General features: G+C 64.9%; 25 protein-coding genes and 1 pseudogene. 13 read left to right on the top strand and 13 right to left on the bottom strand.

What is annotated here, in order from left to right; genetic code table 11:
• Window positions 1-154: 154 nt before the first annotated feature.
• The 7 genes from EV674_RS12265 to EV674_RS12295 form a co-directional block, all read right to left on the bottom strand.
• Window positions 155-1,285 (bottom strand): acyl-CoA dehydrogenase family protein, encoded by a 1,131-nt coding sequence (locus EV674_RS12265; RefSeq protein ID WP_119013672.1) that lies wholly within the window; start codon window positions 1,283-1,285, stop codon window positions 155-157.
• A 151-nt stretch (window positions 1,286-1,436) separates the two neighbouring features.
• A complete protein-coding gene (locus EV674_RS12270; protein ID WP_119013671.1) occupies window positions 1,437-2,630 on the bottom strand; it encodes an acetyl-CoA C-acyltransferase in 1,194 nt (397 codons plus the stop codon).
• 44 nt (window positions 2,631-2,674) lie between these two features.
• The gene (aceK, locus tag EV674_RS12275) at window positions 2,675-4,459 is read right to left on the bottom strand and encodes a bifunctional isocitrate dehydrogenase kinase/phosphatase (protein WP_119013670.1); all 1,785 of its coding nucleotides are present in this window, start codon (window positions 4,457-4,459) and stop codon (window positions 2,675-2,677) included.
• A 51-nt stretch (window positions 4,460-4,510) separates the two neighbouring features.
• On the bottom strand, window positions 4,511-5,170 hold the full coding sequence (can, locus tag EV674_RS12280) for a carbonate dehydratase (RefSeq protein ID WP_119013669.1): 660 nt from the start codon (window positions 5,168-5,170) through the stop codon (window positions 4,511-4,513).
• A 31-nt stretch (window positions 5,171-5,201) separates the two neighbouring features.
• The gene (locus EV674_RS12285) at window positions 5,202-6,392 is read right to left on the bottom strand and encodes an isovaleryl-CoA dehydrogenase (RefSeq protein ID WP_119013668.1); all 1,191 of its coding nucleotides are present in this window, start codon (window positions 6,390-6,392) and stop codon (window positions 5,202-5,204) included.
• Window positions 6,393-6,454: 62 nt separating this feature from the next.
• Window positions 6,455-6,916, bottom strand: a complete 462-nt coding sequence (locus tag EV674_RS12290) for a PaaI family thioesterase (protein WP_119013667.1) — start codon at window positions 6,914-6,916, stop codon at window positions 6,455-6,457.
• Window positions 6,917-6,970: 54 nt separating this feature from the next.
• A complete protein-coding gene (locus EV674_RS12295; RefSeq protein WP_119013666.1) occupies window positions 6,971-7,366 on the bottom strand; it encodes a MerR family transcriptional regulator in 396 nt (131 codons plus the stop codon).
• Between the two features lie 120 nt (window positions 7,367-7,486).
• Between EV674_RS12295 and EV674_RS12300 the strand changes: the two are divergent.
• Window positions 7,487-8,556, top strand: a pseudogene (locus EV674_RS12300) (MBL fold metallo-hydrolase).
• Window positions 8,557-8,711: 155 nt separating this feature from the next.
• Here EV674_RS12300 and EV674_RS12305 read toward each other — a convergent pair.
• Entirely contained in the window at window positions 8,712-9,431 is a 720-nt protein-coding gene (locus EV674_RS12305) for a YggS family pyridoxal phosphate-dependent enzyme (protein ID WP_119013665.1), read from the bottom strand.
• Between the two features lie 36 nt (window positions 9,432-9,467).
• Between EV674_RS12305 and EV674_RS12310 the strand changes: the two genes are divergently transcribed.
• From EV674_RS12310 to EV674_RS12325, 4 genes are read left to right on the top strand one after another with little or no spacing between them, the layout of a single operon-like run.
• Window positions 9,468-10,511 (top strand): type IV pilus twitching motility protein PilT, encoded by a 1,044-nt coding sequence (locus EV674_RS12310; RefSeq protein WP_119013664.1) that lies wholly within the window; start codon window positions 9,468-9,470, stop codon window positions 10,509-10,511.
• A 57-nt stretch (window positions 10,512-10,568) separates the two neighbouring features.
• The gene (locus EV674_RS12315) at window positions 10,569-11,213 is read left to right on the top strand and encodes a cyclic nucleotide-binding domain-containing protein (protein ID WP_241524962.1); all 645 of its coding nucleotides are present in this window, start codon (window positions 10,569-10,571) and stop codon (window positions 11,211-11,213) included.
• Between the two features lie 39 nt (window positions 11,214-11,252).
• Window positions 11,253-12,389 carry a PilT/PilU family type 4a pilus ATPase gene (locus EV674_RS12320; RefSeq protein WP_119013663.1) on the top strand — a complete coding sequence of 379 codons (1,137 nt, stop codon included), beginning with the start codon at window positions 11,253-11,255 and terminating at the stop codon, window positions 12,387-12,389.
• Window positions 12,390-12,435: 46 nt separating this feature from the next.
• On the top strand, window positions 12,436-13,350 hold the full coding sequence (locus tag EV674_RS12325; protein ID WP_119013662.1) for an NAD(P)-dependent oxidoreductase: 915 nt from the start codon (window positions 12,436-12,438) through the stop codon (window positions 13,348-13,350).
• Between the two features lie 34 nt (window positions 13,351-13,384).
• Here the strand turns inward: EV674_RS12325 and EV674_RS12330 are convergent, their stop codons facing one another.
• From EV674_RS12330 to EV674_RS12340, 3 genes are all read right to left on the bottom strand, one after another.
• Window positions 13,385-14,056, bottom strand: a complete 672-nt coding sequence (locus EV674_RS12330; protein ID WP_119013661.1) for a BON domain-containing protein — start codon at window positions 14,054-14,056, stop codon at window positions 13,385-13,387.
• On the bottom strand, window positions 14,056-14,652 hold the full coding sequence (locus EV674_RS12335; RefSeq protein WP_119013660.1) for an SIS domain-containing protein: 597 nt from the start codon (window positions 14,650-14,652) through the stop codon (window positions 14,056-14,058). The genes EV674_RS12330 and EV674_RS12335 overlap by 1 nt, the downstream gene beginning before the upstream one ends.
• 77 nt (window positions 14,653-14,729) lie before the next feature.
• Entirely contained in the window at window positions 14,730-15,128 is a 399-nt protein-coding gene (locus tag EV674_RS12340) for a YraN family protein (RefSeq protein WP_119013659.1), read from the bottom strand.
• Here EV674_RS12340 and rsmI point away from each other — a divergent pair.
• The 7 genes from rsmI to EV674_RS12375 all read left to right on the top strand — a co-directional run bounded on the left by rsmI (window position 15,128) and on the right by EV674_RS12375 (window position 21,087).
• Window positions 15,128-16,054, top strand: coding sequence for a 16S rRNA (cytidine(1402)-2'-O)-methyltransferase (rsmI, locus tag EV674_RS12345; RefSeq protein WP_119013658.1), 927 nt, complete (start codon window positions 15,128-15,130; stop codon window positions 16,052-16,054). The genes EV674_RS12340 and rsmI overlap by 1 nt on opposite strands.
• Entirely contained in the window at window positions 16,051-16,308 is a 258-nt protein-coding gene (locus tag EV674_RS12350; RefSeq protein ID WP_119013657.1) for a cysteine-rich CWC family protein, read from the top strand. Before rsmI ends, EV674_RS12350 begins: the two co-directional genes overlap by 4 nt.
• A gap of 25 nt (window positions 16,309-16,333) precedes the next feature.
• On the top strand, window positions 16,334-17,806 hold the full coding sequence (locus tag EV674_RS12355; RefSeq protein WP_119013656.1) for a DHA2 family efflux MFS transporter permease subunit: 1,473 nt from the start codon (window positions 16,334-16,336) through the stop codon (window positions 17,804-17,806).
• Between the two features lie 27 nt (window positions 17,807-17,833).
• Window positions 17,834-18,598, top strand: coding sequence for a class II glutamine amidotransferase (locus EV674_RS12360; RefSeq protein ID WP_119013655.1), 765 nt, complete (start codon window positions 17,834-17,836; stop codon window positions 18,596-18,598).
• A 112-nt stretch (window positions 18,599-18,710) separates the two neighbouring features.
• The gene (locus EV674_RS12365; RefSeq protein ID WP_119013685.1) at window positions 18,711-19,397 is read left to right on the top strand and encodes a phasin family protein; all 687 of its coding nucleotides are present in this window, start codon (window positions 18,711-18,713) and stop codon (window positions 19,395-19,397) included.
• A 200-nt stretch (window positions 19,398-19,597) separates the two neighbouring features.
• On the top strand, window positions 19,598-20,260 hold the full coding sequence (locus EV674_RS12370; RefSeq protein ID WP_119013654.1) for a TetR/AcrR family transcriptional regulator: 663 nt from the start codon (window positions 19,598-19,600) through the stop codon (window positions 20,258-20,260).
• Window positions 20,261-20,313: 53 nt separating this feature from the next.
• Entirely contained in the window at window positions 20,314-21,087 is a 774-nt protein-coding gene (locus EV674_RS12375) for a tetratricopeptide repeat protein (RefSeq protein WP_119013653.1), read from the top strand.
• Between the two features lie 27 nt (window positions 21,088-21,114).
• Here EV674_RS12375 and EV674_RS12380 read toward each other — a convergent pair whose 3' ends face one another.
• Window positions 21,115-21,882 (bottom strand): type III pantothenate kinase, encoded by a 768-nt coding sequence (locus EV674_RS12380; RefSeq protein ID WP_119013652.1) that lies wholly within the window; start codon window positions 21,880-21,882, stop codon window positions 21,115-21,117.
• 167 nt (window positions 21,883-22,049) lie between these two features.
• Between EV674_RS12380 and lysM the strand changes: the two genes are divergently transcribed.
• Window positions 22,050-22,532, top strand: coding sequence for a peptidoglycan-binding protein LysM (lysM, locus tag EV674_RS12385; protein ID WP_119013651.1), 483 nt, complete (start codon window positions 22,050-22,052; stop codon window positions 22,530-22,532).
• 136 nt (window positions 22,533-22,668) lie between these two features.
• Here lysM and EV674_RS17805 read toward each other — a convergent pair whose 3' ends face one another.
• Window positions 22,669-23,082 (bottom strand): rhodanese-like domain-containing protein, encoded by a 414-nt coding sequence (locus tag EV674_RS17805; protein ID WP_374761685.1) that lies wholly within the window; start codon window positions 23,080-23,082, stop codon window positions 22,669-22,671.
• Window positions 23,083-23,094: the final 12 nt, after the last annotated feature.

Below are 23,094 nucleotides of genomic sequence, written 5' to 3' on the forward strand. Positions count from 1 at the left end.
CGCAAGTTTGGGGCCCAACTACAGCCCCAGACGGGCGCGCTTGTCAGCGAACGACTGTGGAATCAGGCTATTGAGATACCTATTTAGCAATCCCCCAAATCGACTTCCAGCCCTTACGCGCTGAGCGCTAGCAGCTATCGAATCAGGAGCATTCTCAGGCCAGCGCGCGCTGGATGATGATTTTCTGCACGTCGCTGGTGCCTTCGTAAATTTGGCAGACGCGCACGTCGCGGTAGATGCGCTCGACCGGAAAGTCGTTCACCACGCCGTAGCCGCCCAGCGTCTGGATGGCGGCGCTGCACACTTTTTCGGCCATTTCGCTGGCAAACAGCTTGGCCATGGCGGCTTCTTTCAGGCAGGGGCGGCCTGCATCGCGCAGCGCGGCGGCATGCCAGATGAGCTGGCGTGCGGCTTCGAGCTGCGTGGCACAGTCGGCCAGCCGGAAACCCACGGCCTGGTGGTTGAAGATGGCGGTGCCAAAGCTCTCGCGCTCTTTGGAGTAGGCCAGTGCGGCCTCGAACGCGCTGCGCGCCATGCCCACGCTTTGCGCGGCAATGCCGATGCGCCCGCCTTCGAGCGCGCCCAGCGCAATCTTGTAGCCCTCGCCCTCGGCACCGATGAGGTTCTCGGCGGGGATGCGGCAGTGGTCGAAGTTGATCTGCGCGGTGTCGCTGCTGTGCTGGCCCAGCTTGTCTTCCAGCCGCGCCACAACGTAACCGGGGGTGTTGGTGGGCACCAGAAAGGCGCTCATGCCGCGCTTGCCCGCGCCCTTGTCGGTCACGGCAATGACGATGGCCACATGGCCGTTCTTGCCGCTGGTGATGAACTGCTTGACGCCGTTGATGACGTACTCGTCGCCCTCTTTCACCGCCGTGGTGCGCAGCGCCGAGGCATCACTGCCCACATGCGGCTCGGTCAGGCAGAACGCGCCCAGCATCTCGCCGCGCGCCAGGGGCGTGAGCCAGTCGCGCTTTTGCTGGGCGTTGCCGTAGCGCATGAGGATGGCGTTGACGGGGCAGTTGGTGACGGAAATGGCCGTGCTGGTGCCGCCGTCGCCCGCGGCAATCTCTTCCAGCACCAGCGCCAGGGTGACGTAATCGAGGTGGGCGCCGCCAAATTCTTCGGGCACGCAGATGCCGTAGGCGCCCAGCGCGGCCAGGCCCTGGTGGGCGTCTTTGGGAAAGTGGTGTTCTTTGTCCCAGCGCGCAGCGTGGGGCCACAGCTCTTGCTGGGCAAAGTCGCGCACGGCGTCGCGGATCATTTCCTGGTCTTGGGTGAGCAGCATGGGGGGAGTCTCCGTTGTAGGGGGTGGCGGGCACTGCGCAAAAGGCCAGCACCGCCGGTGCTGGCCTGGTGAGAAACCCGGCCTGTTATTTCAAGCCCAAACAGGCTCTGGCGCTTTGCTGGTGAGCGCGAGCAGCTATGAATTCAGGAGTTCACAGCAGCTCGATGGCCATGGCCGTGGCTTCGCCGCCGCCGATGCACAGCGTGGCCAGCCCCTTCTTCAGGCCGCGCGCTTGCAGGGCGTAAATCAGCGTGACCAAAATACGCGCGCCGCTGGCGCCGATGGGGTGGCCCAGCGCGCAGGCGCCGCCGTTGACGTTGACCTTGTCGTGCGGAAGGTTCAACTCGTGCATCAGCGCCATGGGCACCACGGCAAAGGCTTCGTTGATTTCCCACAAGTCCACATCGCCCACGCTCCAGCCCGCTTTGGCCAGGGCTTTTTGCGTGGCGCCCAGCGGGGCGGTGGCAAACCACTCGGGCTCTTGGGCGTGCGTGGCGTGGGCCACGATGCGGGCCAGCGGCTGGCGGCCCAGCTTGTCGGCGGTGGACTGGCGCGCCAGCACCAGGGCGGCAGCGCCGTCGTTGATGCTGGAGCTGGACGCTGCGGTGATGGTGCCGTCCTTTTTGAAGGCGGGCTTGAGCGTGGCCAGCTTGTCCAGCTTGATCTTGCCCGGGCCTTCATCGACCGACACCACGGTCTCGCCCGCGCGGGTCTTGACGGTGACGGGGGCGATTTCTGCGGCAAACGCGCCCGAGGCGATGGCGGCCTTGGCGCGCTCCACGCTGGCGGTGGCAAAAGCGTCTTGCTGGGCGCGGGTGAAGCCGTATTTAGCAGCGCAGTCTTCGCCAAAGGTGCCCATGGAGCGGCCTGGCTCGTAGGCGTCTTCCAGGCCGTCGAGCATCATGTGGTCAAAGATGCGGTCGTGGCCGATGCGGTAGCCGCCACGGCCTTTTTGCAGCAGGTAGGGGGCGCAGGTCATGCTTTCCATGCCACCGGCCACCATCACATCGTGCGAACCGGCCAGCAGCATGTCGTGGGCGAACATGGCCGCCTTCATGCCCGAGCCGCACATCTTGGACAGCGTGACGGCGCCCGCTTCTTTGGGCAGGCCGCCCTTGAAGGCCGCCTGGCGCGCAGGCGCCTGGCCCTGGCCGGCCATCAGGCAGTTGCCAAACAGCACTTCGCCCACGGTGTCAGGCGCTACACCGGCGCGCTCCACAGCGGCGCGGATGGCCACGCCGCCCAGGTCGTGCGCGGCCAGGCTGGAAAAATCGCCCTGGAAGGCGCCCATGGGGGTGCGTGCGGCGCCCAGAATAACGATGGGATCGGTGGTGGATGTGCTCATGAAAGTCTCCTGTGTGGTGAAAAAAATGCGGGCCCCAGGCCCTGTCAGGCACCTGCTGCGTGCGTAAAGCGGCGGCGGGTGTCGTAGGGAAAAACGTCGTACACATGGCCCGCCAGAATGCGCTCCTTGTGCGACTGCCAGAACTCCACGCCCAGCAAGTCGGCGTGGTGCTGCATGAACACCTCGCGCACGGCGTCGTTGCCCAGCAGAAAAGGCGCAAAGGTTTCGGGAAACACGTCGTGCGGGCGCACCGTGTACCAGATCTCGCCGCTCATTTCCTCTTCTTCGGTGCGCGGCTGGGGCACGCGCCGGAAGTGGCAGTCGGTGAGGTATTCGATCTCGTCGTAGTCGTAGAACACGACCTTGCCGTCGCGCGTGACGCCAAAGTTTTTCCAGAGCATGTCGCCGGGAAAGATGTTGGCGGCCACCAGGTCTTTGATGGCGTTGCCGTACTCGATCACGCTGTGCTCGATCTGCTGGCGCGCACCGGCCTCCAGGGCCTCTTGCAGGTGCATGTTCAGCGGGATCAGGCGCCGCTCGATGTAGAGGTGCTGGATGATGACTTCCTGCTGGCCATCGCCATCGCGGTCGCTGATCTCGATCTGGCTGGGCGCGAACTTCTGGATCTCGGCAATCAGCTCGTCTGAAAAACGCTGGCGAGGAAAGGCCACCAGGCTGTATTCAAGGGTGTCGGCCATGCGGCCCACGCGGTCGTGCTGCTTGACCAGCAGGTACTTGCCCTTGACCTGCTCGCGCGTGGTTTCCTTGGGTGGCGGGTAGTAGTCCTTGATGAGCTTGAACACGTAGGGAAAGCTGGGCAGATCAAACACCAGCATGACCATGCCCTTGATGCCGGGCGCGATGCGCAACTGGTCGGTGCTGTGGCGCAGGTGGTAGAGAAAGTCGCGGTAAAACAGCGTCTTGCCCTGCTTGGCCAGGCCCAGCGCGTTGTACAGCTCGGCCCGGGGCTTGCGCGGCATGAGGCTGCGCAGAAACTGCACGTAGGCCGACGGAATCTCCATGTCCACCATGAACGAGGCCCGCGCAAAGGCAAACAGCATTTGCAGGTCGTCCTCGCCGAACAGGGCCGCATCGATGGTGAGCCGCCCCGCTTCGTCGTGCAGTATGGGCAGCGCAAACGGCAGCTCGGTAAAGCCGTTGATGACTTTGCCCACCACGTAAGCGCCCTTGTTGCGGAAGAACAGGCCCGAGAGCACCTGGATCTGGAAGTTGGCGCGCAGCTGAGCCTGCTGCAACCGCTCTTGCAGCGCGGCCAGCACCTGGGCCACATCGCCGGGCAGGTCGGCAAACTCGCGCTGGAGGCGGAAGTTGTGGATGAGCTGGGTCAGGGTCTCGCGCAGGGTCTCGCGCGAGGGGTAATAGGCCCAGTAGGTGGGGCGGGCGGTTTCCTCGTTCTCGATGTACTCCGTGCTGACGGCGGGGCGCACAAAGATGAAGTCGTTGTGGAAATGCGTGCGGTGCAGGATTTTGGTGGTCACCGAGTTGAAAAAAGTCTCGGCCAGCTCGGGCTGGTGGTGGTTGACCAGCAGCCCGATGTAGTGCAGCTTGATCTGGTGCCACACGTCCATGGGCTGCGCACCGGCCTGGAACTCTTTCTCCAGCCGCATCGTGCATTCCTTGACGCGCAGGTCGTAGAACTCGATGCGCTCGCGCTGGGCACGCTGCTGGCCGTGCCAGTCAGCGGTTTCAAAACGGTGCTTGGCGCGGGCCGATTCGGCACGGAACAGGCGGTAATGGCGGTTGAAGCCGTCCATCATCGCCTTGGCAATGGCATAGGCGTGGGGAGAGTCCAGGCGCTGGGGAAACATGGGCCAAGCTGGTGTGAAACCGCCAGTGCCAAGGCTGGTGCGCTGGCGCCTTCAGCGGCGCGCAGCGGCCACGCCCGCCACGGCAGCGCGGTACTTCGCATCCAGCCCCTCGTTGCTGTCGATGGACATGTGCAGGTTGTTGATGAGCCCGTCTTTCAGGCCATAGCACCAGCCGTGCAGGGTGACTTTTTCTCCGCGCGTCCAGGCGTCTTGCAGCACGGTGGTCTGGGCAATGTTCATCACCTGCTCGATGGCATTCAGCTCGCACAGCGCGTCGTGGCGCCACTCGGGGGCCAGGGCGGCCAGCAATTCACGGTGTTTGTCGCGCACATCCTTGACGTGGCGAATCCAGTTGTCGGCCAGCCCGACGCGGATGTCTTGCAGCGCCGCCAGCACGCCGCCGCAGCCGTAGTGGCCCACCACCATCAGGTGCTCCACGTGCAGCTGATCGACCGCGTACTGCACGGTAGAGAGGCAGTTGAGGTCGGTGGGCACCACCACGTTGGCCACGTTGCGGTGGACGAACACCTCGCCCGGCTCCAGCCCGGTGATCTGGTTGGCAGGCACGCGGCTGTCGGAGCAGCCAATCCACATATAGCGGGGTTTTTGCTGCGCCATCAAGCCGGTAAAGAACCCCGGTCGCTCACGCTCCATCTGCGCAGCCCAGGCACGGTTGTGGACAAACAGCTCTTCGATGGAGGTAGCGGGCATGGTCAGGGTTCTTTCAGGGTGGTCAAGGGTTTCAACAGGTTTCAGCGAACAGCTCGCGGCCAATCAGCATGCGGCGGATTTCGCTGGTGCCGGCACCGATTTCATACAGCTTGGCATCGCGCCACAAACGGCCCAAGGGGTACTCGTTGATGTAGCCGTTGCCGCCAAAAATCTGGATGCCGTCGCCCGCCATTTTGGTGGCTTGTTCGGCACACCACAGGATGACGCTGGCACAGTCCTTGCGCACTTGGCGGACATGGTCGGTGCCCAGCATATCGAGGTTCTTGGCCACGGTATAAGCGAACGAGCGGCCCGCTTGCAGCAGCGTGTACATGTCAGCCACCTTGCCCTGGATGAGCTGGAACTCGCCAATGCTCTGGCCAAACTGCTTGCGGTCATGGATGTAGGGCACCACGTTGTCCATCACGGCCTGCATGATGCCCAGCGGGCCGCCGGTGAGCACGGCGCGTTCGTAGTCCAGGCCGCTCATCAGCACCTTGGCGCCCATGTTGAGGCCGCCCAGAATGTTCTGCGCGGGCACTTCCACGTCCTGGAACACCAGCTCGCCGGTGTGGCTGCCGCGCATGCCCAGCTTGTCGAGCTTTTGCGCAATCGAAAAGCCCTTCATGCCCTTTTCGATCAGGAAGGCGGTGACACCGCGCGCGCCCAGCTCGGGCTCGGTCTTGGCATACACCACCAGGGTGTCGGCGTCGGGGCCGTTGGTGATCCACATCTTGGAGCCGTTGAGCAGGTAGTAGCCGCCCTTGTCCTCGGCCTTGAGCTTCATGCTGATGACGTCCGAACCCGCGCCGGGCTCGCTCATGGCCAGGGCGCCCACGTGTTCGCCGCTGATGAGCTTGGGCAGGTATTTGGCTTTTTGCTCGGCGTTGCCGTTGCGGTTGATCTGGTTGACGCACAGGTTGGAGTGCGCGCCGTAAGACAGGCCCACCGAGGCGCTGGCGCGCGAGATTTCTTCCATGGCCACCATGTGCGCCAGGTAGCCCATGTTGGCGCCGCCATGTTCTTCGGGCACGGTAATGCCCAGTACGCCCAGATCGCCCATCTTGCGCCACAAGTCCATGGGGAACTGGTCAGAGTGGTCGATTTCAGCGGCGCGCGGGGCGATTTCAGCCTGCGCAAATTCGCGCACGGCGTCGCGCAGGGCGTCGATGTCTTCGCCCAACTGGAAGTTCAGGCCGGGGATGTTGCCGGGAATGCTCATGGGGTTTGTCTCCTGGGGTGCTTGTGGGAAAGAAAAAGAAGAAAAGGCGGGGCGGGCGCGTGTCAGGTGCGCACGTCTTCGCGGCCCGTGATGGCCATCAACGTGCAGCCCATGGTGGCGACCAGTTTTTCGGTGCCGCCATGCAGCGCATAGGCGCGGCCCTCGCAGACGGTCACGGTGCGACCTGGCTTGAGCACCCGGCCTTCCATGCGAAAACACTCGCCGCGCGCAGGGGCCAGCAGATTGATCTTGAACTCGATGGTCAGCACTTCGGCATCAGCGGGCATCAGCGTGAAGGCGGCATAGCCGCAGGCCGAATCCAGCGCTGCCGACACCACGCCCGCATGCAAAAAGCCGTGCTGCTGCGTGAGGCCGGGTGCCCAGTCCAGCGCAATGTCCACGCTGCCCGGCGCCACCAGGCCCAGGCGTGCGCCCAGGGTCTGCATGATGCCTTGCAGGGCAAAGCTCTCATGCACACGCTGGGCGTATTGCGGGTTGCGGGGCTCCAGGCGGGATGTGCTCATGTGGTCTCCGATGGTATTTTTAATTTACGTTTACGTAAACGTCATAGCCAATTATTACTTCTTTTTTTCCATCTTGGCCAGCAGGGTGCGGGCTTCTTTTTCGTGCTCTTTGATTTCGTCCAGCGTGGCCTGCAAATCGGCCATCTGGTCTTCCAGCTGCAAGCGGTGCCCGGCCAGCACCGACAAAAACTTGTGCAGCTGCACGCCCGTGTCACGCGGGCTGTCGTAGATGTCGATGATGTCTTTGGCCTCGGTCAAGGACAGGCCCAAGCGCTTGGCGCGCAGCGTCAGCTTGAGCCGGGTGCGGTCGCGCGCGCTGTAGGTGCGGTTGCGCCCGCCGGGGCCGGTGCGCTCGGGCTGGAGCAGGCCCATGTCCTCATAAAACCGCATCGCGCGGGTGGTGAGGTCAAACTCTTTGGCGAGGTCGCTGATGGTGTAGGTGGTGGCCATGTGGTGCGGTAAGTGCTGCAACCCCGGGACGCGCAGATGACAGGCCCTGTGCCTGGTGGCTGCCTACAATGCGGCCCGTTATTGACGTTTACGTCAATCCTACCCCATACCGCCACGCCCATGAACACCCTCGAAAGCCAGCTCCTCTACCCCTGGGCAGACGCCCTGCCAGCGCCGGGCACCGCCCTGGAAGTGGCCCCCGGCGTGCGCTGGCTGCGCATGGGCTTGCCGTTTGCGCTGGACCACATCAACCTGTGGCTGCTGCGCGACCGCCAGCCCGGCCCCGGCGGCATGGTCGAGGGCTGGACGGTGGTCGATTGCTGCGTGGCCACCGAGGCGGCACGCGCGCAGTGGGAAGCGATTTTTGCCACCCAGCTCGAAGGGCTGCCGGTTCTGCGCGTCATCGTCACGCACATGCACCCCGACCACATCGGGCTGGCGCACTGGCTGTCCAGCGCTGGCAGGCGCCGCTGTGGATCAGCGCCACCGATTACTACACCGCACGGCTGGCCTGCCACGCCGGCCCGGGTCTGCACAGCGAGAGCGCCACCGACTTTTACGCCGCGCACGGCCTGCGCGACCCCGACTTTCTGGCCCACGTGCGGGGCCGCAGCCGCTACTACCCATCGCTGGTGCCCAGCGTGCCCGATCACTTCCACCGCCTGCTCGATGGCGACCGCCTGCGCATCGGCGCGCACCACTGGCACTGCCTCAGCGGCTACGGCCATGCGCCCGAACACATCGCGCTGCACTGCCCCGACCTGGGCGTGCTGATCAGCGGCGACATGGTGCTGCCGCGCATTTCCACCAATGTCAGCGTCTATGCCAGCGAGCCCGACGCCGACCCGCTGCGGCTGTTTCTGGCCTCGCTGGAGCGCATGCGCGCCCTGCCCTCAGACACGCTGGTGTTGCCCTCGCACGGACGGCCTTTTCGGGGGCTGCACCAGCGCCTGAACCAATTGCAGGCGCACCACGCCAGCCACCTGCACACCGTGCTGGCCGCATGCCAGCGGGCGCCGCAATCGGCCGCCGACATCCTGCCGCTGCTGTTCACGCGCGCACTGGATGCCCACCAAAGCACCTTTGCCATGGGTGAGGCCCTGGCCCACCTGCACCTGCTGTGGCACGCCGGGCAGCTCCAGCGCCACACCGACAGCGAGGGCGTGCTGCGCTTTGCGCCCGCCGCCTGAATACGCGGGCAAGCCTGCGCCGAGCGCATCCCACGGCACCCCCCCGCGCTGCGGGGTGGCACGGCGCCTCGAAAATACTCTTCTTTTGATAGCTGGTAGCGCGCACCACGCAAGGCTTTGAGGCCGATTTGACCTCAAAAAAGCAGCGTACAGCGTCAGGCAGCCGGGTAGTGGCGGCCACCAAAAATGCCGCTGCCCACGCGCACCAGGGTGCTGCCAGCGGCGATGGCCGCCTCCAGGTCGGCGGTCATGCCCAGCGACAACGTGTCCCAGGCAGGCGCACTGTCGCCCAGCGCAGCCTGAATCTGGTCAAACAACGCCTTGGCACGCAAATGAACGGCCAGCTGCGCGGCAAAGTCCGGCGCAGGCTCGGGGATGGCCATCAACCCACGCAACAGCAAGCGCGGGCACTGCACCACCGCGCGGGCCAGCGCCAGCGCCTCTTCAGGCGCCACGCCCGACTTGGCCACGCCGCCATCGACATTGACCTGTATGCACACTTGCAGCGGTGCCAAGTGCGCAGGCCGCTGCTCGGACAGGCGCTGGGCGATCTTGGCGCGGTCTACCGTGTGCGCCCAGTCAAAGTGCTCGGCCACCAGGCGCGTCTTGTTGCTCTGGATGGGGCCGATGCAGTGCCACTGCAACACAGGCAGTGCCGGATCGGCGCGCAGCAGCGCCATTTTTTCCACGGCCTCCTGGATGTAGTTTTCACCAAACGCGCGCTGACCGGCCAGCGCGGCATCGCGCACCGCCTCGGGGCCAAAAGTCTTGGAAACCGCCAGTAAAGCCACCGCACTTACGGGGCGATCAGCGGCGATACAGGCACGCTCTATGCGTGCATGAACCTGTTGGAGGTTGTTGAAAATCGTGGTCATAATGGCCGCCGAGCGTACCAAACGACAGAGGAATCCGTGGACATCACCCAGCTGCTGGCATTCAGCGTCAAGAACAAAGCTTCCGATTTGCACCTGTCCGCAGGGTTGCCACCAATGATCCGGGTTCATGGCGATGTGCGCCGCATCAACGTCGATGCGCTGGACCACAAAACGGTGCATGGCATGGTGTACGACATCATGAGCGACTCGCAGCGCAAAGCCTACGAGGAGTTTCTGGAGGTGGACTTCTCTTTCGAGATTGAGGGCCTGGCGCGCTTTCGTGTCAACGCCTTCAACCAGAACCGGGGCGCAGCCGCCGTGTTCCGTACCATTCCCAGCAAAATCCTCACGCTGGAACAGCTCAACTGCCCCAAGATTTTTGGCGATCTGGCCCTGAAACCGCGCGGCCTGGTGCTGGTCACGGGCCCCACGGGTTCGGGCAAATCGACCACGCTGGCGGCCATGGTCAACTACCTCAACGAAACCGAGTACGGCCACATCCTCACCGTGGAAGATCCGATAGAGTTCGTCCACGAATCCAAGAAGTGCCTGATCAACCAGCGCGAAGTGGGGCCGATGACGTTGTCGTTCGCCGCTGCCCTGAAGTCCGCGCTGCGCGAAGACCCAGACGCCATTCTGGTGGGCGAAATGCGCGACCTGGAAACCATCCGCCTGGCCATGACCGCTGCGGAAACCGGTCACCTGGTGTTTGGCACGCTGCACACGTCCAGCGCGGCCAAGACCATCGACCGGATCATTGACGTGTTCCCCGCCGACGAAAAAGAAATGGTGCGCGCCATGCTGTCCGAATCGCTGCAAGCGGTGATCTCGCAGACGCTGTGCAAGCTCAAAGACGGCTCGGGCCGCGTGGCCGCCCACGAGATCATGCTGGGCACCAGCGCCATCCGCAACCTGATCCGCGAGGCCAAGGTGGCGCAGATGTACTCCACCATCCAGACCAGCAGCAGCATGGGCATGCAGACCCTGGACCAGAACCTCACAGACTTGGTGCGCCGCAACATCATCAGCCCGGCTGAAGCGCGCAGCAAGGCCAAAATCCCCGACAACTTTCCCGGCTGACCAGCCTTTGACCATGACATTAGCCGCTTGCAGTGCAGCGGCAGCAGGAGTTTTGCCATGAAGAGCATTCTGGACAAATGGCGTTCGGCCACATCGGACGCCCACGGAGGCCATGCCCACACCGATTCCCAGGATTCGGTGTTCTTTTCTGCGGCCATGACCGAACATGAACAGGATGGCAACACCATCGCCCCGTGGGAAGCGCGGGCGGTGGAAATCGATGCCAAGCGCATGTCCGCCAGCCGCGGCGGCAAGCTCCTACAGGAGCAGTGCGCCAAAAACAAATTCATGGCGCAACTGCCAGGCGATCTGGTGGCGCGCATGGCGCCGTTCATGGATTTTGCCCAGATTGCCGCCGATCGCGATGTGGTGCGCCAGGACGAGTATGGCGACTTCATGTTCTTTCTGCTCTCGGGCACCATGGCCGTCAACCGCATCCAGCCCTGGGGCGAGAAACTGCTGCTGGCGCAAACCCGGCCCGGCGACCTGATTGGCGAGATGTCGCTGCTCGACAGCGGCATCCGCTTTTCCGCATGCACCACGATGACGGAATGCGAGATTGCCGTCCTCACCGCCCAGGCACTCGACGACATGATGCTCAAAGACCCGCAGTTGGCTGCTGCCTTGGTGGCGCTGCTGGCGCGCAAACTCTCGCTGCGGCTGCGTGCCGTCAGCGCTCGGCTGAGCGAAAACCAAAAATAAACACTGGCACACCGATGCCAGTCTGCGGGAGGAAATCTGATGGAACGCGATCAGGCCAGTAAATTCATCAACGATCTGCTCAGGCTGATGGTCAGTCGCAATGGCAGCGACCTGTTCGTCACCGCCGACTTTCCACCGGCCATCAAGGTCGATGGTGCTGTTACCAAGGTGTCGCCCCAACCGCTCTCGCCCAACCACACGCTGACGCTGGCACGCTCCATCATGAGCGACAAGCAGGCCGCCGAGTTCGAACGCACCAAAGAATGCAACTTCGCCATCTCGCCCTCGGGCATCGGGCGCTTTCGGGTCAACGCTTTTGTGCAGCAAGGCCGTGTCGGCATGGTCTTGCGTACCATCCCCCTGACGCTGCCCACCATCGATGGCCTGGGCATGCCGCAGGTGCTCAAGGAAGTGACCATGGCCAAGCGCGGCCTGTGCATTCTGGTGGGCGCCACGGGCTCGGGTAAATCCACCACGCTGGCGGCCATGGTGGACTGGCGCAACGAAAACTCGTTCGGCCACATCATCACCGTGGAAGACCCGGTCGAATTCGTCCACCCGCACAAGAACTGCGTGGTCACGCAGCGCGAGGTCGGCCTGGACACCGACAGCTGGGAAGCGGCCCTGAAGAACACGCTGCGCCAGGCGCCCGACGTGATCCTGATGGGCGAAATCCGCGACCGCGAGACCATGGAGCACGCCATCGCGTTCTCGGAAACCGGCCACCTGTGCATGGCCACGCTGCACGCCAACAGCGCCAACCAGGCGCTGGACCGGGTAATCAACTTCTTCCCCGAAGAGCGCCGGGCACAGTTGCTCATGGACTTGTCGCTGAACCTGCGCGCCATGATTTCGCAGCGCCTGCTGCCCAAGCAAGACGGCAAAGGGCGCGCAGCGGCGGTGGAGATCATGCTCAACACGCCCCTGATCACCGACCTGATCTTCAAAGGCGAAGTCTCCGAGATCAAGGAGATCATGAAAAAAAGCCGCAACCTGGGCATGCAGACCTTTGACCAGGCGCTGTTTGACCTGTTCGAGGCCAACGTCATCAGCTATGAAGACGCACTGCGCAATGCCGATTCAGTGAACGATTTGCGCTTGCAGATCAAGCTCAGCAGCCAGCGCGCGCGCGAAACCGACCTGTCTGCGGGCACCGAGCATTTCGCGATTGTCTGAACCGCACCCGGCCCCCTTTTTTCTGTACCGAACCCACGACCGCACCATGCCCAGCACCGCACCCCGCTCTTACACCGCCACCCCTGCCCGCAAGGTCGCCTTTCTGGGCCTGGGCGTCATGGGCTACCCCATGGCTGCGCACCTGGCGCTGGCAGGCCACCAGGTCACGGTGTACAACCGCACCACTGCAAAATCCATAGCATGGTGCGCAGAGTACGAAAGCCTTGGAGGCCAAAAACATGCCTCAACGCCGCGCCTGGCCGCCCAGGGCGCTGATCTGGTGTTTTGCTGCGTGGGCAACGACGATGACCTGCGCTCGGTCACGCTGGGGGCCGATGGTGCCTTTGCCGGCATGGAGCCGGGCGCGATTTTCATCGACCACACCACGGCCTCTGCCGAAGTGGCGCGCGAACTCTACGGCGCCGCGCGCACGCTGGGGCTGCAATTCATCGACGCGCCCGTCTCGGGTGGCCAGGCCGGGGCGCAAAACGGTTTGCTCACGGTGATGTGCGGCGGCGACCAAGCGGCATTCGATGCCGTGCAACCGGTGGCCATGGCCTTCTCGCGCGCCTTCACCCGCCTGGGCGATTCGGGTGCCGGGCAGCTGACCAAGATGGTCAACCAGATTTGCATCGCCGGGCTGGTGCAGGGTCTGGCCGAGGCGGTGGCGTTTGGCCAACGTGCCGGGCTGGACATGAACCAGGTGCTGGACGTGATCGGCAAAGGCGCCGCGCAAAGCTGGCAACTGGACAACCGGGGCAAAACCATGGCCGAGGGCAAATTCGACTTCGGCTTTGCCGTGGACTGGATGCGCAAAGACCTGGGTCTGGTGCTGGCCGAGGCCCAGCGCAACGGTGCGCGCCTGCCCGTCACGGCCCTGGTCGATCAGTTTTATGGCGACGTGCAACAAATGGGCGGGTGCCGCTGGGACACCTCCAGCCTGATCAAGCGCCTGGGCTGACCTGCGGCGCAGCGCCAGCAGCCCTGCGGCGCTATCAGGGCTCGTTGCGGGACGACGGCGCCTTGTCGGTGGTGACGGGGGCCGGGCGGGGGGTGCTCAGCCGCACCAGTTCGTCTTCGGTCAGGTACTCAAAAACCCGCACGACCTTGCTGACACCGTTCACGCCCCGGGCAATGTCGCTGGCGCGCTGGGCTTCGCGCTGCGTGACACGGCCCATCAGATAGACCACGTTGCGCTCGGTCACGACCTTGAAGGCGCCCGCAGTCAGGTCTTTGGCGTCCACCAGACTGGCGCGCACCTTGCCGGTGATGAAGGTATCGCCCGAGCGCGTGACCAGGGAGGAAGCGGGCAGCGCCGCCAGCTCGTTGACCACCGAATGGACGCCCTCCAGGCCGCGCACCATTTTCTCGATGGCCTGCACCTGCTCGGCGGTGGACGCCTCGCCGGTCAGCAGCACCTGGCGGTTGTAGCTGGTGATGTTGACGTGAACCCGGTCAGCGTACTGGCCGTGGATGCGGTTGACGGCCTGCAACTCGATGCGCTCGTCTTCGACCTGGGTGCCTGTGGTGCGCCGGTCTACGGCCATCATGCCGCCCACGGCGACGCCGCCCAGCACCACCGGGGCGCAACCGGCCAGCGCGGTGGTCAAGGCGGTGGCCGCCAGCAGCGCCATCAGCGGGCGGCGGGTGGTGCAAAGTGTTTTCATCACGGAATCTCCTGTTCACCAAACAATTGCGCATCCACGCCGTCGCACAGACAGTGCAACACCAGCGCATGGACTTCGCGCACGCGCGCGGCGCGGTCGTGGGGCACGCACATGAGCACATCGGTTTCACGCAGCACCGAGGCCAACGCGCCGCCACTGCGCCCGCTGATAACGACCACGGTCATGTCGCGCTCGTGCGCAGCGTGGACGGCAGCGATCACATTGGCATCGTTGCCGCTCACGCACAGCGCCAGCAGCAAATCACCCGCCTGCCCCAGCGCGCGCACCTGGCGGGCAAACTGCTGGCCGATATCGCCATGGCCGGCCACGGCCATGGCCAGCGCCGTATCCGAAGACAGCGCCACGGCAGCCAGCTCGGGGCGTTCGCGCTCAAACCCACCGACGCAGAAAGCCGCAAACTGCTGTGCATGCGCCACAGACGGGCCGTTGCCGCAAGCCAGAATCTTGCCGCCACTGGTAATGCAGGCCAGTACGGCCTGCACCGCATCGGCGATAGGTTTGCCAAGGGCCTGCGCGGCCTGGTATTTCAGGTCGGCGCTGTCGATGAAGTGCTGTTGGATGCGTTGCTCTAGCATGGGTGGTGGCAATGATAACGGTCTGTAGTGTTACAAATTTAGTAGCAGGTAGCGCCCACTGCACGGGCGCTGGCGGCTTATTGGGCATCAAAGGCAGCGCGCAGCCACTGCACACTCTGGCCATCGATCAGCACGGCATCAAAACGGCACGGCGGCGGCGCCCCCAGGCGCATCAGGTAGTGGCGCGCGGCAAACACAATGCGCCGCTGCTTGGCCGCGCTGATGCTGGCCCCAGCGCCACCAAAGGCGCGGCTGGCGCGGCTGCGCACCTCCACAAACACCAGCGTACCGTCGGGCTCACGCACAATCAGATCGATCTCGCCACCGCCGCGCCCAGGCGTTCGATAATTGCGCTCCACCAGGCGCAGGCCTGCCGCCTGCAAATGGGCCAGCGCCACATCTTCAGCCGCGTTGCCCCGCTGCCGGGTGGTTGCCGCCGCAGTCGTGCTGGTGGTTTTTTTACCGAGGAAATCCATTGAGCGCATCTTTCGCTTCAGCCCTGGGTGCCGCGCGCGAAGCGGCGGCTGCGCAGCATTATCCGCAAGGCGCCCTGTACGTGGTGGCCACGCCTATCGGCAACCTGGCCGACATCACCTTGCGCGCCCTGCACGTGCTGCAACTGGCCGACACCCTGGCCTGCGAGGACACGCGCCACACGCAAAGCCTGCTGCGCGCCTACGGCATCGACAAAAGCGGCGCGCAACTGCTGGCGCTGCACCAGCACAACGAACAGGAAGCCGCCCAGACCGTGGTGGCGCGCCTGCAAGCGGGCCAGCGCGTGGCTTTTGTGAGCGACGCGGGCACGCCCGGCATCAGCGACCCCGGCGCACGCCTGGCCTTTGCTGTGCGCGCAGCGGGCCTGCGGGTGGTGCCACTGCCCGGGGCCAGCAGCATCACCGCTGCACTGAGCGTGGCCGGTGCCGTGGCCAGCGGCGGCGCCGACAGCGGCTTTGTCTTTGCCGGCTTCTTGCCCGTCAAACAGGCCGAACGCGCCAGCGCCGTGCAGCACCTGGCCGCCGAGCCGCGCTGCGTGGTGCTGCTGGAGGCCCCCCACCGCATCACCGAATTGGCGCAGGCCCTGGCCGTACTGGGCGAGCGCCCGGTGACGCTGGCGCGCGAGTTGACCAAGCAGTTTGAAGAAATCACCACGCAACCTGCCCACAGCCTGAGCGCCTGGCTGGACGGCGGCGCCCAGCGCGCGCGCGGCGAATTCGTGGTGCTGCTGCACCCCGCCCCGCCCCCTGAGAACGCCAGCGACAGCCTGCGCGTGCTGCAGCTGCTGCTGCAAGAGCTGCCCCTGAAAACCGCCGTGCGCCTGACCGCCGACATCACCGGCGCGCCCCGCAATGCGCTGTACGACACGGCCCTGGCGCTGCGCCAGGCCGACAGCAAAACCCCATGAGCACCGACGCCCCCACCAAGGCAGCCACAGCAGCCTGGGCCCAGCAGTGCCCGCTGTGCCACCAGCCCAACCAATGCGCGCCAGCGCAAGGCCGCCCGCCTGAAGAATGCTGGTGCATGCGCACACCCGTAACGCCTGCGGCACTGGCCAAGATACCGGCTGCCGAGCGGGGCCAGCGCTGCATCTGCCCGGTCTGCGCACGCCCCGCGCCAGACGCCGCCCCGAGCGCCACGCCTCCAGGGCCGCGCTTATGATGCTTTTTTTCTCCCACATTCCAACATGACCGAATCCGGCTCCGCAGCCGCGCTGAAGGCGCGCTACGGCGAACGCTACCGCTGGCTGCTGCTGCTGTCTGTGATGGTGGGCACCATGGCCTCCATCATGTCGTCCACGGTGGTGAACGTCGCCATCCCCGACATGAGCGCGCACTTTGCGCTGGGGCAGGAACGGGCACAGTGGGTCACTTCCGGGTTCATGGTGGCCACGGCAGTGGCCATGCTCACCACACCGTGGCTGCTGGCACGGTATGGCTACCGGGCCACCTACGTGGGCGCAGTATTGCTGTTGCTGGTGGGTGGCGTGGTCGGCGGCGTGGCCAGCGACTACAACCTGGTGCTGGCCGCGCGCGTCATCGAGGGCCTGGCGGCGGGCGTGGTGCAACCCATCCCTGCCGTCATCATCCTGTACGCTTTTTTGCCCCATGAGCAGGGGCGTGCCAGCGGCATTTTTGGCATGGGCGTGGTGCTGGCACCCGCCATTGGCCCCAGTGTGGGCGGCATTTTGGTGGACTGGTGGGGCTGGCGGTCGATTTTCTTCATGGTGGTGCCACTGTGCCTGGCCTCGCTGTGGCTGGCCTATAAGTTCGTGCCCATCACCGGCCCCGGCGGCTCGCGCGCCAACCGCGACAGCGCTGCGCTGGACTGGCGCGGCCTGCTGCTGGGGGCCCTGGGCACGTTGTGCCTGCTCAACGGGCTGGTGGCCCTGCACAACGGCCCGGGTGGCCAGGCAGGCAGCCTGCTGGCAGTGGCGCTGCTGGCATTCGGGGTGTTTATCTGGTGGCAACGCCGGCAAACCGCCCAGGGCGGCCAGCCCCTGATGGATTTGCGCATCTTCAGCTACCGCCAGTTCGCCATGGGCAGCGTGGTGGCGTTTATCTACGGCACGGCGCTGTTTGGCTCCACCTACCTGCTGCCGGTGTTCATGCAACTGGGCCTGCACCTGTCGCCCTCGCATGTGGGCGCCATCATGCTCCCCGCCGGACTGGTGCTGGGCCTGACCATTCCCCTGGTAGGCCGCATGGCCGACCGCCAGCCCACGCACTGGCTGGTGATGACCGGGCTGGCATTGCTGGCCTTGTCATTCGGGCTGATGGTGCTGATGCGGCTGGACTCGGCGCTGTGGATTCTGGTGGCCTTCACCATTCTGGGGCGCATCGGCCTGGGCTTCATCCTGCCGTCGCTGAACCTGGGCGCCATGCGTCCGCTGGACAAATCGCTGATCTCGCAAGGCTCCAGTGCCATCAGCTTTGTGCGCATGCTGGGGGGTGCCGCCGGGGTCAGCCTGTGCGGCATCGTGCTGGAATGGCGGCTGTCGGCGCACGGTGCCTCGCTACAGGCCAGCGCCCAGGGCAGCGACCGCATGGCCGCTTTTGGCGAAACTTTTCTCATGCTCAGCGGCCTGTGCGTGCTGGCATTGGTAGCGGCCTGGCAACTGCGCACACCGCCCCCACCACCGCAACAACCCACTCTTTGAACCTACCCTGGAGGCTACCGCCCTGCCATGTGCCAACTGCTTGGAATGAACTGCAACACCCCCACCGACGTGACCTTCAGTTTCACGGGCTTTGCCCAGCGCGCGGGCAATACGGGCGACCACTGCGACGGCTGGGGCATTGCGTTCTTTGAGGACAAGGGCGTGCGCCATTTTGTCGACCACCAGCGCGCCATCGACTCGCCCGTGGCCGACCTGATCCGCCGCTATCCCATCCAGAGCCGCAACGTCATCGCCCACATCCGCAAAGCCACGCAGGGTGCCGTCAGCCTGCAAAACTGCCACCCGTTTGTGCGCGAGCTGTGGGGCCGGTACTGGGTGTTTGCGCACAACGGCGACCTGAAAGACTTTCGCCCCCGGCTGCACGGCCACTTCCACCCCGTGGGCGCCACCGACAGCGAACACGCCTTTTGCTGGATCATGCAAGAGCTGGCCAAGTCCCACGCCGATGTGCCCAGCGTGGCCGAACTGACCATTACCCTGCGCGAACTGGCCGCGCGCATCGCACCGCACGGCACCTTCAACTTTTTGCTCTCCAACGGTCAAGCGCTGTGGGCGCACGCGTCCACCCAGCTCTACTACATTGAGCGCCGCTACCCCTTTGCCGAAGCGCAGTTGGCCGATGAAGATGTGCGCGTGGACTTTGCCACCCAGACCGCGCCCAACGACAAAGTCGCCGTCATCGTCACCGCCCCACTGACCAGCAACGAGACCTGGCACGCCTTTGGACACCGCGAACTCAAGGTGTTCGTCGATGGGGCGGCCTGCCCCTGAGAATTTAGAAGCGCACGCCTACACGCCAACCTTCCACGCGCGTACAGTGGCTGCGTATGCCAAGGCTGTGTGCTACGGCACGCTTTTCCACCCTTTTCTCCAGGAGGCCGCCATGGTCAAAAAACTGCAAAAACTCAGCAATGACAAGAAAAAGTCCAGCAGCGTACTCGCCAGCACCGTGAAGGACTCGGCGCAGCAAATCTGGTTGGCAGGCCTGGGCGCGTTCGCCAAGGCTCAGGAAGAAGGTGGCAAAGTCTTCGAGGCCCTGGTGAAGGAGGGCATGAACATGCAGCGCAAGACCCAGACGGCGGCAGAGGACAAGCTCTCGGAGGCCAGCGAGCGCGTTTCGGGCATGGCCAATGACATTGGCGCCCGGGCAGCAGGCCGCTGGGACAAGCTGGAAAATATTTTCGAAGACCGCGTGGTCAAAGCGCTGGCCAAGCTGGGCGTGCCCTCTGCGCGCGACATTGAGGCGCTGCATGCCCGCATCGATGCCCTGGGCCTGCCGCCCCAGGCAGCGCCCGGCCCCACCCGCACGCCCCGCAAAGCCGCAGGCACTGTGGCCAGTCGGCGCGCTGCCAGCCCAGTGGCGGCGCCCACAACCCCAGCGCCCACAGCGGCAAAGCGGGCCGCCCCCCAAAAAGCAGCCGCAACGGCAGCCGCCGTAGCGGCTGTGGCCGAACCTGTGGCGATCCCGCCTGCGCTCGCCAAACGCGCAGCACCCAAGCGTGCTGCACGCACCAAGGCCACACCAGGCGCTGTGGCGGCATCCCCCGACAACACCCCGCCCACAGCCTGACCGCACAGCGCCTTTTCTTGCCAGTGGCTGCCCGCTTGATGCGCGGCAGCCACTTGGCTTTGGAGAGCGCACTCTAATGGTGCATTGCAGCACGCGCTGCACTCCAAATGCCTGGGTTAGAGTAGCTGCACAAGCCCGCTTTGCGGACACATCAGGAACGGATGGCCTGACACACCCAGCCCGTCGCAAGAGGTTTGCCCATGGTGAAAAAAGCGTCCCGCCGCACCGCTGAACGCATACTGGAGGTCACGCTGGACTTGTTCAACCGGTTTGGCGAACCCAACGTATCGACCACGTTGATATCGGCTGAATTGCGCATCAGCCCCGGCAACCTTTACTACCACTACCCGGCCAAAGATGAAATCATCAATGCACTGTTCGACCGCTATGAACAGGCGCTGACCGAACTGCTGGGCGCCAGCCACAGCGTGCGCCACGTCGAAGATGCCTGGTTCTTCATGCACACACTGTTCGAGCTGATATGGCAATACCGGTTCCTGTACCGCGACCTCAACGACCTGCTGTCCAAAAACCGGCACCTGGAGACGCACTTCCAGAGCGTGCTCCACAACAAAGTGCAAGCCGTGCATGGCTTGCTCAATGCCCTGGAGCGCACGGGCGCCATGCATATTGACGCGCGCGAAGTCAAGCCCGTTGCCACCAGCATGGTGGTGGTGCTGACCTACTGGCTCAGCTTCGAATATGTGCGCGACCCGCGCCGCGCACTGGAGCCCGAAAGCGTACAGGCCGCCCTGCTGCGCGGCGCCCACCATGTGCTGAACCTGCTCATGCCGTACCTGGAATCGGGCCAGCGCGCCCATCTGCTGGCGTTGGCCAGCGCCTACCAGCCCACAGACGACTGATGGCAGTGCGCCACCCCGACCACTTGCCCGCCCCATTACAGGAGACTGCCCACATGGCGACATGGCCCCCCTTCCCGCACGCGGGTCACTACCGATACGACCGCGCCAGCCTCAAAAAGAAGTGGCCCCGCCTGCACGCTGGCGATGCCGAGCCTGTGCCCCAGGATGGCGCGGTGCTCCAAGCCTGGGTCTTGTTCCATAACGGCCAATTCCAGCAAGCGACAGAAGCCGGCCTGGCCGCCGGTGGCGCAGGCATTACCGTGGCCAACAAGGCCACCGCCATCCATGCCAACTACCTGGAAAAAAAGGAAAAAACCCGCCTCGACCTGTTCTTGCAGGTGGCCGAGCGCGCGGCTGCACAGGCCGCCCGCGAGCCCAGGAACGCCAACGCCTGGTACTGGCACGCCTACGCACTGGGCCGCTACAGCCAGGGCATCAGCGTAGCCAAGGCGCTGGCACAAGGCCTGGGCAGCAAGGTCAAGGACGCCCTGGAGCGAACCATTGCGCTGGCCCCCGCACATGCCGATGCACACATTGCCCTGGGGGCATTCCATGCCGAAGTGATCGACAAAGTCGGCGCACTGATTGGTGGCATGACCTACGGCGCACGCAAGGACACCGGGCTCAAGCTGTTTCAGACGGCACTGGTGCTCAACCCGGACTCGGCCATTGCCCGCATCGAATACGCCAATGCCATGGTGATGCTTGAAGGCGATGCCCGGATGCAGGAGGCCACTGCGCTGTATGAACAAGCAGCCGCCAGCGAGCCGCAAGACGCCATGGAGCACCTGGACGTGGATTTGGCCCGTACCGAACTGGAAGACTGACGCCCTGCGCCGCCCACCCGCGCGGGCTCAGACCACAAAACGCCGTGCAGCGATCTCCAGCAGGCCATCAAAGATCAGGTTGTCTACCAGCTCGAAGTGGCGGCCCATGCTGGGCGCCATCTTCCACCCTGCTCCTCCGGTCATCATGCAGGCGGGCTCGGCGCCGCAGTGCTGTATCACGTGCTGCACCATGCGCTCCACGGCCCCGGCAATGGCGTAGGTGCCGCCGCTGGTGAGGGCATCACTGGTGTTGGTGGGAAAGGGGCGCACCTCGCCGGTGGGCACATGCAGGCCCGCCGTACCCGACTCCAGCGCGCGCAGCATGATGCCGTGGCCGGGCAGAATCAGCCCGCCCAGAAAGCGCCCCTCGGTGTCTATGGCCTCCACCGTCACCGCCGTGCCCACCATCACCACCACCAAAGGCCGCGCAGGCCCGTGGGCCAGCAGGCGCTGGCGTGCGCCGATCATGGCCACCCAGCGGTCGCAGCCCAGGCGCGCCGGGTGGTCGTAGCCGTTGGTCAGACCTGCCTCTTGCGCCGACGACACCACCCATTGGGCCGACACATCCCACAGCTCCATCTGCTCTTCGACGCGGCGCTTGATCGCATCGCCCGCCACCACGCAACCCAACATGCGCGTGGGGGCAGGCAACTGCGCCCACCCGCCCTCGGCCAAGCGGTCTACGTGATCCAGAAACTCAGCGCCCTGCGCCAGCAAGGCCGCGCCCGGACGGGGCGCCTCGTACAGGGCCCACTTGAGGCGGGTATTGCCGACGTCGATGGCCAAAAATGTCATGCGGCGGATTATCACGAGTTTTGCCGGGGGCATGGAGCCACCCGCGTTGCGCCCAGGCCAACGCCGCCAGGGTAGCCACCGAAGCACGCGCCGCCGTCCGACACGGGACTGCCGTGTTTTGCCGCTACAGTGGCCGCTCTTGTTTCATCAATCCGAGGAGGTTTGACATGGGTCTGTTCAGTTTCATCAAGGATGCGGGCGAAAAATTGTTTGGCGGCAAAGAAGCCCAGGCGGCCACGCCTGCTGCGCCGTCCCAGGACGAGCTCAATGCCAAAGCCGCGCAGGCCATTACGGCCTACATCGCCTCGCAAAATCTGGGCGTGAGCAACGTGCAGGTGGCCTACGACGCCACCCAGGGCAAAGTCACTGTGCAGGGTGATGCCCCAACGCAGGCGGCCAAAGAAAAAGTCACCCTGTGCTGCGGCAACGTCGCCAGCGTGACCAGCGTCGAGAACCTCATGAGCGTGACCCACCCCGAGCCGCAGGCGCAGTTCCATGACGTGGTGCGCGGCGATACGCTGTCGGCCATTGCCAAGAAGTTTTACGGCGATGCCAACAAATACCCCGTGATCTTCGAGGCCAACAAGCCCATGCTCACCCACCCCGACAAAATCTACCCCGGCCAGAAGCTGCGCATTCCGGCGCTGTAAGCTCCGCCCCCCTCTCAAACGGACTGTGTCAGTCCGTTTTTTTTTCGCCTGTGCCCCGCGTTGCAGGTGCCGCCAGCACAGCCCGAACGCAGAGGGCGTGCAGCGCACGGCCCCCTCGCCCTCACCCCTCGCTGCCTCAGCCCTGCCGCCAGGGCAGGCCGTGAAAGCGCCAGCCACCCCGGTGGCCGCGCTGGGCCTGGCTGTCGGGGTCGCCCTCGAAGCCTTCGAGTACGTTGTAGGCCATCAGGCCCAGCTCGGTGGCGCGGCGGGCGGCGGCAATCGAGCGCACGCCGCTGCGGCACAGCAGCAGCACCTGGGCCCCCGCAGGCACGGCGGCGCGCAGTTGCGCATCAAAGTCGGGGTTCATGGCCATGCCGGGCCACTGCTTCCAGGCCACGGCGGCGGCGCCGGGCACCTGCCCCACCCATTCGCGCTCGGCGTCAGTGCGCACGTCCACCAGCACGGCATCGCCGCTTTGCACCCATTGCCAAGCCAGTTGCGGCGAGACATCGCCCGCATAGCCCTCGGCTGCGCGCGGGGCCTGCAACAGCGCCGCACCGGC

The organism is Simplicispira metamorpha, assembly GCF_004341365.1.
In the GTDB taxonomy this organism is placed as follows: domain Bacteria; phylum Pseudomonadota; class Gammaproteobacteria; order Burkholderiales; family Burkholderiaceae_C; genus Simplicispira; species Simplicispira metamorpha.